Source organism: Nannocystis exedens (genome assembly GCF_002343915.1).
Lineage (GTDB): Bacteria > Myxococcota_A > Polyangia > Nannocystales > Nannocystaceae > Nannocystis > Nannocystis exedens.
Window position 1 is genome coordinate 6,840,405 of sequence record NZ_NETK01000001.1, and the last position, 14,694, is coordinate 6,855,098.

12 protein-coding genes are annotated in these 14,694 nt (G+C 73.6%); 7 read left to right on the forward strand and 5 right to left on the reverse strand.

Annotated elements, in window-relative coordinates; all coding sequences use genetic code 11:
• Nucleotides 1-110: 110 nt before the first annotated feature.
• Nucleotides 111-1,556, forward strand: a complete 1,446-nt coding sequence (locus NAEX_RS26895) for an aminotransferase-like domain-containing protein (protein ID WP_096330342.1) — start codon at nt 111-113, stop codon at nt 1,554-1,556.
• Between the two features lie 92 nt (nt 1,557-1,648).
• Here NAEX_RS26895 and NAEX_RS26900 read toward each other — a convergent pair whose 3' ends face one another.
• Nucleotides 1,649-2,587 carry a WD40 repeat domain-containing protein gene (locus NAEX_RS26900; protein ID WP_096330343.1) on the reverse strand — a complete coding sequence of 313 codons (939 nt, stop codon included), beginning with the start codon at nt 2,585-2,587 and terminating at the stop codon, nt 1,649-1,651.
• A gap of 46 nt (nt 2,588-2,633) precedes the next feature.
• Nucleotides 2,634-4,304, reverse strand: a complete 1,671-nt coding sequence (locus NAEX_RS26905; RefSeq protein WP_143825631.1) for an acyl-CoA dehydrogenase family protein — start codon at nt 4,302-4,304, stop codon at nt 2,634-2,636.
• Nucleotides 4,305-5,093: 789 nt separating this feature from the next.
• Between NAEX_RS26905 and NAEX_RS26910 the strand changes: the two genes are divergently transcribed.
• From NAEX_RS26910 to NAEX_RS26925, 4 genes are all read left to right on the forward strand, one after another.
• Complete coding sequence (locus NAEX_RS26910; RefSeq protein WP_143825633.1) at nt 5,094-5,885, forward strand: hypothetical protein; 792 nt, start codon at nt 5,094-5,096, stop codon at nt 5,883-5,885.
• 123 nt (nt 5,886-6,008) lie between these two features.
• Nucleotides 6,009-6,809, forward strand: coding sequence for a class I SAM-dependent methyltransferase (locus tag NAEX_RS26915; RefSeq protein ID WP_096330346.1), 801 nt, complete (start codon nt 6,009-6,011; stop codon nt 6,807-6,809).
• A 417-nt stretch (nt 6,810-7,226) separates the two neighbouring features.
• Nucleotides 7,227-7,691 (forward strand): ferritin family protein, encoded by a 465-nt coding sequence (locus NAEX_RS26920; protein WP_170136033.1) that lies wholly within the window; start codon nt 7,227-7,229, stop codon nt 7,689-7,691.
• Nucleotides 7,692-7,732: 41 nt separating this feature from the next.
• The gene (locus NAEX_RS26925) at nt 7,733-8,524 is read left to right on the forward strand and encodes a hypothetical protein (RefSeq protein ID WP_143825634.1); all 792 of its coding nucleotides are present in this window, start codon (nt 7,733-7,735) and stop codon (nt 8,522-8,524) included.
• A gap of 101 nt (nt 8,525-8,625) precedes the next feature.
• On the opposite strand, the gene NAEX_RS26930 is transcribed toward NAEX_RS26925, so the two are convergent.
• Nucleotides 8,626-9,363, reverse strand: a complete 738-nt coding sequence (locus NAEX_RS26930) for a TerB family tellurite resistance protein (RefSeq protein WP_096330349.1) — start codon at nt 9,361-9,363, stop codon at nt 8,626-8,628.
• Nucleotides 9,364-9,638: 275 nt separating this feature from the next.
• Here NAEX_RS26930 and NAEX_RS26935 point away from each other — a divergent pair, with 275 nt between their 5' ends.
• Nucleotides 9,639-10,421 carry a hypothetical protein gene (locus NAEX_RS26935; RefSeq protein ID WP_096330350.1) on the forward strand — a complete coding sequence of 261 codons (783 nt, stop codon included), beginning with the start codon at nt 9,639-9,641 and terminating at the stop codon, nt 10,419-10,421.
• Nucleotides 10,422-10,671: 250 nt separating this feature from the next.
• Nucleotides 10,672-11,280: a CAP domain-containing protein gene (locus tag NAEX_RS26940; protein ID WP_143141596.1), complete on the forward strand. Its 609-nt coding sequence runs from the start codon at nt 10,672-10,674 to the stop codon at nt 11,278-11,280.
• 13 nt (nt 11,281-11,293) lie between these two features.
• Here NAEX_RS26940 and NAEX_RS53125 read toward each other — a convergent pair whose 3' ends face one another.
• Nucleotides 11,294-13,495, reverse strand: coding sequence for an OPT family oligopeptide transporter (locus tag NAEX_RS53125; protein WP_245913808.1), 2,202 nt, complete (start codon nt 13,493-13,495; stop codon nt 11,294-11,296).
• 43 nt (nt 13,496-13,538) lie between these two features.
• Nucleotides 13,539-14,627, reverse strand: coding sequence for a calcium/sodium antiporter (locus NAEX_RS26950; RefSeq protein ID WP_096330352.1), 1,089 nt, complete (start codon nt 14,625-14,627; stop codon nt 13,539-13,541).
• Nucleotides 14,628-14,694 lie beyond the last annotated feature (67 nt).

Consider the following 14,694-nt stretch of genomic DNA (forward strand, 5'->3'; position numbering starts at 1 on the left):
AGAAACGCCGCGATCGTACCGGTACAGTTCCGGTTCGCTGCAGACTGTGCCGGCCCGTCGCGGGCCGGGCTGTGCTGGTCGCACCCGCCGCGTCGAGGTAGGCTGGTGTCGTGGACGCGCAGGCGTTGCTCTACGAGCGGGTGGCCGCGCACGTGGCGGGGCTGATCGAGCGCGGGGCGCTGCGCCCCGGGGACCGCGTGCCGTCGGTGCGGCGCCTGAGCAAGCAGCAGGGCGTCAGCGTGTCGACGGTGATCCAGGCCTACCAGCACCTCGAGGACAGCGGGCTCATCGAGGCGCGGCCGCAGTCGGGCCACTACGTGCGCCGCCGCTGCGCCGCGCTGCCCGAGCCGCGGGCCCCGCGGACGTCGACCACGCCGTCGAAGGTGTCGGTGGCGAGCCTGGTGGCCAAGGTGTACGGCGCCGCTCGCGACCCGCACATCGTGCCCTTCGGGGCGGCCACCCCGAGCCCGGAGCTGCTGCCGACCGACCGCCTCAACGCCACGCTGGCGCGGATCGCCCGCGCCTCCGGGGCCGTCGGCGTGTCGTACGACCCGCCCCCGGGCTGCCCCGCGCTGCGGCGACAGATCGCCCGCCGCGCGGTCGAACGCGGCTGCACCGTCACCGCCGACGACGTGGTGACGACCGTGGGGGCGATGGAGGCGCTGGGCCTGTGCCTGCGGGTGGTGGCCCAGCCGGGCGACACGGTGGCGATCGAGAGCCCGCTGTACTTCGGGCTCCTGCAGCTGATCGAGGGCCTGCGGATCCGCGCGCTCGAGATCCCGTGCCAGCCGAGCACCGGGATCGACCTCGACGCGCTCGAGGAGGCGATCGCGCTGCACAAGATCAAGGCGGTGCTGACCCTGCCGGTGGTCAGCCAGCCGCTCGGGGCGTCGATGAGCGACGCGGCCAAGCAGCGCCTGGTCGAGATGCTGGCCCGCCGCGACATCCCGCTGATCGAGGACGACATCTACGGCGAGCTGTACTTCGGCCAGACCATGCCGCGCCCGGCCAAGGCGTTCGACGAGGCCGGCCTGGTGATGCTGTGCTCGTCGTTCACCAAGACGCTGGCGCCCGGCTACCGCGTCGGCTACGCGCTGCCCGGCCGGTTCCGCGACCAGGTCGAGCAGCTCAAGTTCGCCAACAGCGTGGCCACGCCGACGCTGCCGCAGCTGGCGATCGCCGACTTCGTCGAGAACGGCGGCTACGAGCACCACCTGCGGGCGATGCGGCGCAAGCTGCAGGCCCAGGTCGAGCAGGTCAGCGCCGCGATCGCCGAGCACTTCCCCGCCGGCACCCGGGTGTCGCGCCCGGCCGGCGGCTTCGTGCTGTGGGTCGAGCTGCCGCCCGGGACGTCGGCGCTCGAGCTGCACGCCCGCGCGCTGGCCCACAGCATCAGCGTCGCGCCCGGGCCGATCTTCTCGGCCAAGCCGCGGTTCGCCAACTGCATCCGCATGAGCTGCGGCTACCCGTGGTCCGATCTGCTGGCTCACGCGGTCCGCACGCTCGGCCGGCTCGCCCGCGAGGTCGCCGAGCGGCCCGGGCCCGAGCTCGGGTGATTAAAGACATGTCCCGGAGGGCGGGTCGCCCGCGCGGCCCGGGCCGAGTCCCATGAGGTCCTGGACATGCCCGATGGAGCATGTCCACGAGTTCATGTACGAGCGAACAGGTAGAGCGTGCTCGCGGCCGTGCGGGCGGCGACGGCCAGGCGGGCGCCGCCGGCGGTGAGGGCCAGGGCGAGGCCGCTGGCCGGGGCCTCCGGGCGGAACGTGAACGGCTCGCCGTCCCCGGCCAGCGCGGCCGCGCGGACGCGCAGGCGGTCGTCGGCGTCGCGGGCGACGGCGGCGACGTGGCTGCCGTCGGGCGCGACGACGAGCTCCTCGGGCAGCCGCTCGCCCCACAGCGCGCGCAGGCCGAGCGGGCGCGGCGCCCAGGTGCCCCACTCGAGCCGCACGAGGTCGCCGAGCTCGTCGCTCACGGCGACGAGGCCGGACGGGGCGACGCGCACGGGGCTGTACACGAACACGGCCGGGAGCGGCTGCTGCGGCGTCGGCTGCAGGTTCGATCGGGTCGGGTCGAGGTCGATCGTCTGCAGCAGGAGCGGACGCGAGACGCGAGTGGTGAACCACAGCTGGGCGCTGTCGGGGCGGAAGCCGAGGTCGACGAGCGCGCTGGCCCGCACGGTGGCGCGTCGGGTCGGGGTCGGGTCGCCGACGTACCACACCTCGAGCGCGTCGAGGTGCTTGTGGAGCGCGAGCCAGCGGCCGTCGGGGGCCGCGGCGATCCGCGTGAGGCCCTTCTTCTCGCCCTCGATCGTCAGCGTCGCCTTGCCGGGGCCGGCCTCGCCGAGCTCGTGGCGGTGGACGGCCTTGCCGGCGACGAACAGCGCGCCGTCGCCGGCGAAGTCGAGGTCGTTGCGGATGAAGCGCGGCGCGGGCACCGGCGCGAGGTCGGCCGCCCGCAGCAGCCGCACGCTGTTGTTCTTGTCGCTCGTGAGCAGCGCCAGCCGCTCGCCGTCGGGGGAAAATCGCAGCTGGCCGATCGCCGTGTCGGTCGCCAGCTCGCGCTCGAGTCGATAGGACAGCGTCATCGTCGCGGCCGCGAACCTACCACGACCCGCGGGTCGCGGAAGGCCGTCAGAGCGCCTGCGTGCGCACCCACGCGCGCGCGCCGGGGCGGGCGGCCGCGCGGGCGGTCACGAGGTCGCGCTCCACTTCGGACATGTCCGTCGGGACAGGCAGCCCGGCGAGCGCCGCGACCTCGAGCAGGCGGGCGCGGGCGCGCAGGCCGAGGTCGGCGAGGGCGCCGACGAGGATGTCCCGGGGGACAGCCTGTCCCGAAGGCAAGGCGGGCGCGCCGACGGCGGCGCGGCGCGGCGGGTCGGCCAGCTCGACCGCCGCGAACGCGCACTCGAGCCAGGCGAGCGCCTCGGCGAGGGCGAAGCGGACGCCCTGGTCGTTCCACGCCTTGTGCCCGCGCAGGCCGCGGCCGAGCGCCACGAGGGCGTCGGCGAGGGCGACGAAGGCGGTGAAGCCGACGCCGCCGTCGACCGCCTCGAGCGCGCGCGCGTGGGCCGGGAGGTCGAGGTGGCGCACGGGCGCCCGGGCGTCGCCGAGGGCCGCCAGCGGGCGCGCGGGCGCGGCGAACATCGCGGTCACGCGCGGCAGCGTCGGCTCGACCTCGTCGCGGGCCTTGACGATCTGCGGCAGACGCAGGCTCAGGTCGGTCAGCATCAGGTGGCTGGTGCCGTCGAACACGCCGTAGAGGGTGACGTCGCGGACGAATTTCTCATAGGGCCGATCGGCCAGCAGCGCCCGGCTCGAGACGACCCGCCGGCCCTGCTCGACCGCCTCCTCGGCCAGCGCGCAGCAGGCCAGCTTGGCCGCGGCGGTGTAGATGGCCGCGCCGATCCCGAGCGCGTTCGCGGCCACGGCCGCCTTGACCGCCATCGCCGCGGCGACGAGGTCGAGCTCGGCGTGGGCGACCAGGTGATCGGCGATCGCGTCGAGGGCGACGATCGGCGCGCCGTAGACGTCGCGGGTGTGGGCGTAGGCGCGCGCCAGCGCCAGCGCCCCCGAGGCGCAGCCGGACGCGAGCCCGCTGATCCCGCCGCGCGACAGGGTGAGGGTGCGCTGGACCAGGCTGAAGCCGTCGCCGAGCTTGCCGACGAGGCTGTCCTCGGGGACATGTGTGCCGTGGAACCGGACCCCGGCGATGTCGGCCGCGCGCGCCGGCAAGGTCGACCAGCGCGGCAGGGCCTCGACGCTGTCGTCGCGGTCGACGCAGAACACCGAGAAGTCGCCGAACGCGACCGCGCCGCCGCGAGCGGTCCGCATCAGCGCGACCAGCACGTCGTGGCGGGTGGCGCCGTTGATCAGGTGCTTCTCGCCGGTCAGGCGATAGCCGCCTGCGGGATCGGGCGCCGCGGCGGCCTCGTTGCGCAGGAGGTTCGAGCCGTGATCGAGCTCGGTCAGCAGCATCGCCGCGAACGCGCCGTCGGCGATTTTTTTGAAAATTCGCCGGCGCAGCTCGGGGCCGGCGCCGAGGTGGACGGGCAGCAGCGCCAGCGCGTTGACGCCGAGGGTGATCGCCAGCGAGCCGTCGACGGCCGCCGCGATCGCGTTGAGGCCGCAGAGGTGGAACACCTCGGCCTCGTCGGTGTACAGCCGGGCGACGCCGATCCGCCGCAGCACGGCGACGACCTCGGCGGGGTAGGTGCCGGCCCGCTGACCCTCGTGCAGCGCCGCCTGGATGTCGGGCGCGGCCAGCAGCTCGGCGACGCCGGCGACGACGGGGTGGCGCGACACATCGACAGGGCAGAGGCGGGTCCAGAGCGGCAGGCCAGGCACGCGCCGAGCTTCGCACGTCCGCGCCCGCGCGGGGCCCCGCCGGCGCGTGAGACCACGCGGGCCCGGCACGAGCGAGGCGCAGGCGCCGGCGCGAAGACGAGGCACGCCGCGCCCTGGAAGGTCGCGAGACCACGCGGGACAAGCACGAAGGAGGAGCAGGCCGGCGTGAGGACAGGAGCTCCGCCGCGCTCCTTGAAACATGCCCCGAGACCGCGCGGGGCAGGCACGAAGGAGGAGCAGGCCGGCGCGAGGACAGGAGCTCCGCCGCGCTCCTTGAAACATGCCCCGAGACCACGCGGGGCAGGCACGAAGGAGGAGCAGGCCGGGCGAGGACAGGAGCTCGGACCGCCGTGGAATGTCTGCACCCGTGCCGCGCGTTGTCTGCAGGTGCGCGCGCTCGCTCGTCGCAGGTCTCCCGGCGCCGGAAAACAGGCTGGCGCTTCAAACATGTCTCTAAAAACATGTCACTGGGCCGTGCGTCCGGTCCGCCGTCGCTCGCGCCGAATGGCCGGCCCTGGCGTGATCGATCCGTCCGAGCTTTTAAAAGCTGCTCGCGGGGGTGCGCCGATCTGCCGCCGCCGGTCGTGTCTGGCCGTCGGCGGCCGCCCAGGCGCGTGCACGCTCGGCCGGCGCTCGCTCGGGGCCGTCGATTCGCCCGATTTCTCGGCAGAAGAGCCTTTTGAGAGCGATCGCCGGGGCGCGGGCGATTCGCGCCGGAGCGCCGGGCTCGCGGCTGTCACCGCGGACATGTCCCCTCGAACATATCGCTCCGCGGCGCTCGTCCTCGCGGCGGTCGTCGCGTTCGCTGCGGCCATGGCTTTCGGGACAGGTTGCCGCGGCGACCCCAGCGTCGCCGCCGGCACCGGCGAGGTGGCGGCGGTCGAGGCGCCGGCGCGCGACTTCGAGGCCACGCTGGCGGCGATCGCCGGCGAGCGGGCCCGGCTCGGCCGGCGCTACGCGGCCGCCGGCGACGAGGCGACGCGCGCGGCGATCCGCGCCGAGGCGCGCGCGTACTTCCGCGAGGCGGTGGTGCGCGAGGTGTTTCCGGCGTGGCTCGGGACGCCGTGGGGCCTCGGCAAGAACAGCACCGCCGACCGGCCGCACGCCCCGGGCATGACCGTCGCGTGCGGCTACTTCGTCGCCGCGGTGCTCGAGAACGCCGGGCTCGCGCTGTCGAGCCGCTACAAGTACGCGCAGGCGCCGGCGCTGGCGGTGCAGAAGGCGCTGGCGCCGAGGCCCGCCGACCTCCACCGCTACTTCAGCGTCCCCGCCGAATCGCTGGCCGCCCGGATCGCCGGCCTCGGCGACGGCCTCTACATCATCGGCCTCGCCAATCACATCGGCTTCGTCGTGGTCGACGGCGGCGAGGTCCGCCTGGTCCACGCGTCCTATACCGGCGCGCAGGTGGTGACCGACGAGCCGCTGGTGTCGGCGCAGGCGATCGCCGACTCGCGACCCAAGGGCTACTTCGTCACCCCGGTGATGCACGACGACCGCCTCGCCGATCTGTGGCTGCGCGGCGTCGCGGTCCCGCTGTGAGCCGCAGGCCTCGGACCTCGATCGGACCGCCGGCGGATGAAGGGCCGTCACGCGTCGCGCCGTGAACCGGCCCGGGACGCCGACAATGTGACGTCGCGAGGCCGCGGTGCTAGGTTGCGCGCGATGCTCCGCCGCTGCGCCGCGCTCCTCGTCCTCGCGCTGACCGCCTGTCGCCCGGCGGCCGAGCCGGCCGTGGTCCGCGCGCCAGACGCGGGCCCCGGGCTCGACGAGGCGGCGATCCGGGCGATCGTCGAGGATCCGGCCAGGCCGGCGGCGGAGCGGGAGCTCGACCCGGGGCGCAAGCCGGAGGAGCTGCTGCAATTCTTGGCCCTGCGCCCGGGCATGCGGCTCGCCGACCTCGGGGCCGGCCACGGCTACACGACCTTCTTGCTGGCCCGCGCGGTCGGGGCCGACGGGGTGGTGTACGCGCAGAACAACAAGTTCGTGACCGAGCGGTTCTTGGAGCCGGCCTGGAGCGAGCGGCTGGCGACGCCGGAGCTGCGCAACGTGGTCCGCGTCGATCGCGAGTTCGACGACCCGCTGCCGCCCGAGGCCCGCGACCTCGACGGCGTGATCAACGTGCTCTTCTATCACGACACCTACTGGATGGGCACCGACCGCGCGCGCATGAACCGGGCCATCTTCGCCGCGCTGCGCCCCGGCGGCTTCTACGTGATCGTCGATCACAGCGCGCGCGCAGGGGCCGGCGCCAGCGTGGCCGAGTCGCTCCACCGCGTCGAGGAGTCGACGGTCGTCGAAGAGGTGCTACAGGCCGGCTTCGAGCGCGCGGGGTCGGCGGAATTTCTCCGCAGCCCGGACGACCCGCGCGATTGGAACGCGGCGCCGCCGGCCGCGGCGGCGGCGGGGAAGCGCGGCACGGCCGACCGCTTCGTGGTGCGCTTCGTAAAGCCCGCGGCCCTCTGAGCCCGGCACCACGCGCGGCCCGTGGACCCGCATCCAGGTCTGGCCCCAGGCCCGCTCGACCTCGCGGTCGTGCAGTCGGTCGCGCCGCCGCTCGAGCGCCTCGCCCAGCGGCGCCACCAGCAGCAGCGGCAACAGGAGCATGGCCACGAGCGCCTCCATCGCGTTCAGTGTGACGCGGCCGTGGTCGCCCGGCCACTCGCCGGCGTGACGCGGTCGGCTCCGCGCGGCCACGCGCCGGGCGCTCGTGCGCTCAAATGTCCTTTCAGCCATGTAAATCGGAACATGTCCTGAAAGGCACATGACGCGCCGCGCCAGCCGTCGCCGCCACGGTCGCGCCCGCTGGCCGCGCCCGGGCCGCCGCGCGGGTCCCTTGACAGCTCGATGTCGTCGGTCACGGTTGTGTTCGGAGGACGCGCCATGGCACTACCCAAGCCGCTCATGGACTCGCTACTGTCGCAATACCGCGGCGAGTTGTCCGCGATCGAAGCCTACGACCGCGCGCTGCAGAAGTTCGCCGGCCAGACGGAGGAGCCCGAGCTGCAGCGGCTGCGAGAGGACCACGTCGGCGCCGTGCGCCGGCTCGGAGCGATCATCCGCCAGCACGGCGGCGTCGAGCCGGAGAGCTCGGGCGCGTGGGGCTCGCTGACGACCGGCCTCGAGCGTCTGGCCTCGATCGTCAACGACGAGGTCCCGCTGCGCGTGCTGCACCGCGGCGAGACGGTCGGCTACGAGGGCTACGCCAAGCTGCTGTCCGACCCGTCGCTGGAGAGCGACGTCGTGCAGGAGCTCCAGAACTTGCTCGACCGCTCGCAGGACCACCTGAACCGGCTCGAGACCATGCTCGAGCAGCTGCCCGCCGCGCCCAATCGCCCGATGATCTGAGGCGCCTGGACGCGAGCGGTCGCCCCGTCTATCGTGCGTGCATGCACTTACGATGGTTGGATGGGTTGTTGTGTCCCTCGCTGCTCGCGCTCTGTCTGCTCCCCGCCTGCGTGCCCCAAAAGGCCGACACCGGCGGCGGCAGCGAGCCCTCGACCGACGCGTCGGGCCCGGCCGCCAGCGCGACCGAGGCGCCGGAGAGCGAGAGCGAGAGCGAGAGCGAGGGCGCGAGTGCGACCACCAGCCCGAGCGAGACCACGAGCAGCAGCGGTGAGCCGCTCACCACCGCCGCCGACTCGCAGAGCTCGACGAGCGGCGGGGCCCAGCACCTCGACTGCGAGGTGCCGTTCCCCGAGCCGGCGCCGCCGCTGCCGCCGATCAACATCGGCCCCGACGCGCGGCCCCGCTTCGACGACTGGACCGACCTCGACTGCGAGAGCCTGACGGCGGTCGCCTGCGGCAGGCCCCAGGACCCGCCGTGCAGCGGGATCTGCCTGCGCGGCACCGCAGGAGGCCCGGGCGTGTGCACCTTCCCCGACATCGACATCTGGTGCGGCGGCGAGGGCGAGGCGATCGGCTACGGCGAGGGCACCTGCTGGGCCTGCTCGCCCTCCGAGGCCCGCGCGTTGGCTTGCTGCGAGTTCCCCGACGGCTTCGACTGCCGCGACTGGCCCTACCCGAGCGACGGCCCGCCCGGGAGCATCTGCGCCCGCCACGAGGACTGCGAGCCGGGGCTGGTGTGCGGCGCGCACCGGGGCGAGGGCTACGGGATCTGCCAGTGCCCCGGCCTCGTCGCGGAGGACGTCGCGCCGCCGCAGAGCTGCTTCCAGCAGTGAGCGGCGGAGCCCGTCGGGCGGCCCGCGACATGTCCCGCGGGACCGCTTCACTGCGCTCGGGCGGCGCCCCTTTTTAAACCTGTCCCTGGGGACAAGTTGCGTCAGCCGAGGATCACGCGAGCGACCTCCTGGTCGAGGCCCATGCGCGCGGTGAGGGCGAGGAACAACTGGCGGCCGACGGCCGCGTGGTTGCTGCTGCGGACGAGGCGAGCGATCTCCTCGAGCGCCCGGCCGCGGCGTTCGGGCTCGGCGAGCTGCAAGGCGCCGCCGAGCTCGTCGAGGGTCGGCGCCTGGTCGAGCAGGCGCAGGGCCCGGTTGCGGCGCGGCTCGCGGAGCGGCAGGCGGGCCAGGAGGGCCGCGAACTCGGCCCGACCGTCGGCGTCGATCGGCTGCATCGGCTCGCGCGCCGCGTCGGCGCGGCGGTGCAGCATCATCGCCGCGAACGCAGCCACGTACTGCGCCAGCTCGTTCGCCTCCGCCGTCCACGCCTTGCGCCACCCCGTCAGTTGTTCGCGGTCGACGCCGAGCAGCTCGCCGACACGGCCCAGCACCTCCGCCTCCTCCGCGCTGCCCTCGCCGTCGACCAGCGCGATCGACCAGGCGCGGCGTAGGACCTCCGGCGCCCGTTCGGCCGGCGGGCGCGGCAGTCCGCGGGCGAACTCCCACAGCGCCGCCGCGTCGGCGAACCGATCGATCCACGCGTCCTGCTCCTCGGCGGGCACCTGCTCGCTCGCCAGCCCCAGGATCCGCGTCGCCTCGCCGCCCTTGAGCACGCCGTCGGCCAGCGCGACGAGGCCGGCCGAGGTCAGAGTCCACGCTTGTTCGTCGGTGAGCGCCACGCGCCCACGTTAGCCAGCTTCGGCCGGGGCGTCACGCGTCGCAGGCGACGCGCGGGCCCGCGGCGCCTCGCGGTCGGCCCCGGCGCGCGCGACCCAACATCTTATCCGTCTTCGCCCCCGGACGAAAAGTGGTTTCGAGCACGAGGCGGGCGAGGGGGCGCGCGGCCGGGGTGCGGTGGGACCTGTGGGGACTAGAGGGGACTGGAGCAGACGGGAGGGGACTTGTGGGGACCCGGCGGGCTCGGGTATGGTGGGTGGAGAGCGAGGCTATCGTCATGGACTTCAGGCAGCGGACTCGACACGAGATCACCCGCGACGTCCGGATCACCGCCGCGGGGTTCGCCCAGGAGCTCGTCAAGACCGCGGTCGCGTCGCTGCAGCGCGCGGCGATCAGCGACAGCGACCCCGACGTCGTGCGGCTCTTCGACGAGGTCGACGCGCTCGTCGACCGCTTTCGCAGCCACCACCGCGAGCTCAGCAACGCGCGGGTGCTGCGGCGCGGCAACCGGCTGGCCCGGCCGACGGACCCGGGCGTCCCGGAGCCGGCGCGGCCGTTCTCCTACGTCGGCACGTACTTCGGGGCCTACAGCGACTTCGACGCGTTCGCCCGCGGCGCGCTCGGCTTCACCGGCCGCGTCCACCCTCGCACCGACATGGCCGGGATCGGCCTCGACATGCACCTGCAGCGGCACTTCTGGACGGTCGAGCGCGAGGGCACGCTGTACGCCTTCCGCCTCGGCGACGAGGGCGGCGAGGGCGAGGCGCAGCAGGCCGAGCACGTGCGCCGGCTGCTGCGCGCCCGCTTCGGCGACGACGGGGTCGACGAGGCGCTCCCGGTCTACGCCGGCAAGTTCGCCAGCGTCACCGAGTTCGTCCGCGACTTCCTGTGGCGGCTGCCCTTTCCGACATGGCTCTTGATTCATGTCGACGTGACCACCCTCGGCTACGAGTGGAGCGTCGACCGATCGATCTTCACCCTCGCGGCCGGCGAAGGGAAGATGCACGTGTTCATCCGCCGCGACCCGCTGTCGCACTGGCGCTATCGCCTGCCGGTGTGACGCGACGGCGAACGAGCGGGCGCGGGTATTTCGAGCCCGACCGCGGCGGGTTGCGCGGTCCGACCCCGCGCGAAGCTCTCGCCGCCACGGCGCGTGGGCCGAGCGCCAGCTCTCGCGTGGCGACGACGAGCGCGCCTCGCCGCGGTCGACCTCGCGCGACGCCTCGGCGTTGCCCGGGATTCGACGGGCCGTCGCGGGCCGAGCCGGGGTTCGCCGGTCACGGCGGGTGCTCGAGCCACGCTCGCACCCGATGTCCACCGCCATCACTCCCCATCCCCCGTGCGTCGCGCGCCCCGCCGCCGGCCTCCTCGTCGCCGGCCTGCTGGCGCTCGCCGCGGCTTGCCGACCAGACATGTCCTTGGAGACATATAACGACGTCTCGGCGATCGACGTGACGCTCGTGCCGCGGTCCGACCCCGAGCCGGGTCGCCTCGCCGGCATCACCGCGGCGCACAACGTCGTGCGGGGCGAGCTCGGCATCGACCCGCTGACCTGGTCGTCGCAGGTCGCCGGGTTCGCCCAGGAGTGGGCCGACAAGCTGGCCCAGAAGGGCTGCGTGATGGAGCACCGGCCGTCCGACGGGCCCGACGCGCAGCAGTACGGCGAGAACATCTTCGGCAGCCGGGGCTACGCGTCGAGCGCCACGCACGTAATCGCCAACTGGGTCTCCGAGGTCCAGGACTACGACGCGATCACCCACACCTGCAGCGACGTGTGCGGCCACTACACGCAGGTCGTGTGGGCCGACAGCAAGCGCCTCGGCTGTGGTGTGGCGAGCTGCGGCGACAGGGAAGTGTGGGTCTGCAACTACGACCCGCCCGGCAACATCCTCGGCGAGCGGCCCTACGAGGCGCGGTGACGGGGCGCGCTGGTCAGCGGCGCGCCAACAGCACCAGCCCGGCGATGAGCAGGCCGAACGGGATCAGCGAGCCGAGGTCGCCGAGCTCGGCCGTCTCGCCGAAGTCGATCGCGTGCTGCACCGACGGCGCGAGCGCCAGCAGGGCCAGGCCGATGCCGGCGATCGCCCCGCCGGCGATGAGGCCGCTCGACATCAGCACGCCGGGGCTCGACTCGGCCTCGAGCTCGCTCTCGGCGGCCAGGCCGGCCTCGGCGCGCCGGCGCTGGCGGGCGCGGTCGGCGAAGTGACGCACGAGGCCGCCGATGAAGATCGGCGCGCTGGCGGAGATCGGCAAATACACGCCGACGGCGAAGGGCAGCGCGCTGACGCTGGCGAGCTCGAGCGTGACGGCGATCATCACCCCGAGGATGACGAGCACCCACGGCAGCTGCTGGGTGAGGATGCCGTCGGTGATCAGCGCCATCAGGCTCGCCTTCGGGGCGTCGTACTTGACCACCGGCGTGTCGTCGTCGCGCTTCTTGACCCGGCCGTTGATGCCCGGGTCGACCAGGTACTTGATCTTGCCTGTCTCGTCGACCAGGTACTTGCCGGCGGGGATGCCGTCGCGCGGCTTGGGCAGCTGCAGCACGCGGTAGCTGGCCGAGTCGGTCAGCGCCTCCGGCCCGCGCAGCGGCTCGGCCGGGCCGAGCGGGACGTCGGCGGGCGCGTGGACGCCGGCCGCCTCGTGCTTCAGCGTGTAGACGGTGCTGGCGTTGTTGAGCAGCAAGAGGGTGAAGCCGATCACCAGCGCCGAGGCGGCCGCGCCGATGATCATCGTGATCTGCTGCCGCCGCGGGGTCGCCCCGATCAGCGCGCCGGTCTTGAGCGACTGCGCCGTGGTGCCGCCGACGCTGGCGGCGACGCAGACGACGCCGGCGATGGTGAGCGCGCCGAGGCGGTGCTCGGGCCCGACCCAGTCGGCGGCGAGGAAGATCAGGCAGGTCAGCAGCAGGGTCGCCACCGTCATGCCGGAGATCGGGTTCGACGACGAGCCGATCTCGCCGGTCAGGCGGCCCGACACGGTGACGAACAGGAACGCGAACAGGCCCATCAGCAGCGCGCCGAGGAAGCCGACCGGGAAGAACGGCGACAGGCTGATCGCGGTGATCACCCCGAGCGCGCCGAGCAGCACGACCTTCATCGACAGCTCGCGCTCGGTGCGGACCACCTCCGCCTGGCCCTTGCCGCCGCCGAGCGAGGACAGGCCGGCGCGCAGCGACGAGACGATCGTCGGCAGCGAGCGCGCCATGCTGATGATGCCGCCGGCCGCGACCGCGCCGGCGCCGATGTAGAGCACGTAGGCGTTGCGGATGTCGTCGATGCCCATCGACGCGATCGGCTTGGTGGCCGGGAACACCAGCGCGTCGGGGCTGGCGCTGCCGAAGAACTTGATCATCGGGATCAGCACCAGATACGACAGCACGCCGCCGCCGAGCATGATCCCGCCGACGCGCAGGCCGACGATGTAGCCGACCCCGAGCAGCTCCGGCGAGATCTCGGCGCCCACCGAGCCGCCCGGCAACACCCCCGGCGAATTGACGGTGAGGTTGCCCTGCGGCGTGACGATCGTCTTCGTCCCGCCCGAGACCCACGTCGGCACCTCCTTCCACAGGTGCGCGCCCGCCATCGCCAGCTTGTAGAACAGGCCGACGAAGAAGCCGGTGAACACGGTGCGCGCGGTCGCGCCGCCGCGCTCGCCGACCTTCAGCACCTCGGCGCAGGCGGTGCCCTCGGGGAACGCCAGCGACTTGTCGGCCATCATCGGCCGGCGCATCGGCGAGAACAGCAGCACGCCGAGGATGCTGCCGAGGATCGCCACCAGCATGACGCGGCCGATGTCCATGTCGTAGCCGAGGATCATCAGCGCCGGCATCGTCACGCCGACGCCGAATGCGATCGACTCGCCGGCCGAGCCGGCCGTCTGCACCGTGTTGTTCTCGAGGATGGTCGCGCGGCGGGTCCCGAGCGCGCGGCTCAGCGCGCGCAGCACGGTGATCGCCAGCACCGCGACGGGGATCGAGGCCGAGACGGTGAGGCCGACCTTGAGGGTGAGGTAGATCGACGAGGCGCCGAAGATGACCCCGAGCACGACGCCGAGCAGCAGCGGCCCGCGCGTCAATTCGGGCGGGTCACGGTCGGGCGGGACGGGGATCGGGAGGGCTTCGCCGGCGGACACGCGGGCGACGGTAGCCGATCCGCGCCGGGCGGTCACGCGGGATTCACGCGGCCTGGTCGTTGCGCCGCTTCAGCTCGAGCACGAGGCCGAGCAGCAGGGTGATCGCGGTCAGCGGCAAGGCGACGTAGCGCATCGCCATGCCGTAGGTCGCCAGCGCCTCGTGCTGCATCGACGCGAGGATCAGGTAGGCCGTGTACGCGCAGTAGTAGAACAGGAACAGCGCGCCCTCCCAGCGGGCCAGGCCGCCGCCGGTGATGAACAGCGGCAGGCAGGAGACGGCGACCGCGGTCATCACCGGGATGTCGAACGACAGCGCGGCCGGGGCGACGGCGACGCCGCTCGGGGCGACGGCGGCGCTGATGCCGAGGACGCAGAGCACGTTGAAGATGTTGCTGCCGACCACGTTGCCGACGGCGATGTCGCGCTGGCCGCGGATGGCGGCGAGCACCGAGGTGGCGACCTCCGGCAGCGAGGTGCCGGCGGCGACGATCGTCAGGCCGATGACGAGCTCGCTGACGCCGAGCAGGCGGGCGAACGCGACCGCGCCGTCGACCAGCCAGCGCGAGCCGAGCACCAGCATCGCCAGACCGGCCACCAACATGACCAATTGGACAGGCAGCTTCGCGGTCAGGCTGCCGGGCCGGGCCAGCGGGACCTCCTCGTCGCCGCCCTCGCCGTCGCGCCTGGCGATCCGCAGCAGCATGACGGTGTAGACCAGCAGGGCGGCGAACAGGAGGATGCCGTCGACGCGGCCGATCACGCCGTCGAGCGCCATCAGCCAGCAGGCCGCGCTGGCGACGAGCATCAGCGGCACGTCGAAGCGGACCAGCTGGCGCTGGACCAGCAGCGGCGCGATCAGGGCCGACACGCCGAGGATGAACAGGACGTTGAAGATGTTGCTGCCGACGACGTTGCCGAGCGCGACGTCGGCGCCGCCCGGCGACAGCGCGGCGCTGACCGAGACGGCGAGCTCGGGCGCCGAGGTGCCGAAGGCGACGACCGTGAGGCCAATGACCAGCGGCGACACGCCGAGGCGCGCGGCCAGACGGGCGGCGCCGCTCACCAGCAGCTCGGCGCCGACGACGAGGAGGACGAGGCCGAGGACGAACAGCGCGACGGTGAGGGCGGACATCGGTGGCCGGGAGGATACGCGACCGAACCGCTGTTCGCCGCTCGCAGGCGTCTGCGCGCGGACGGGA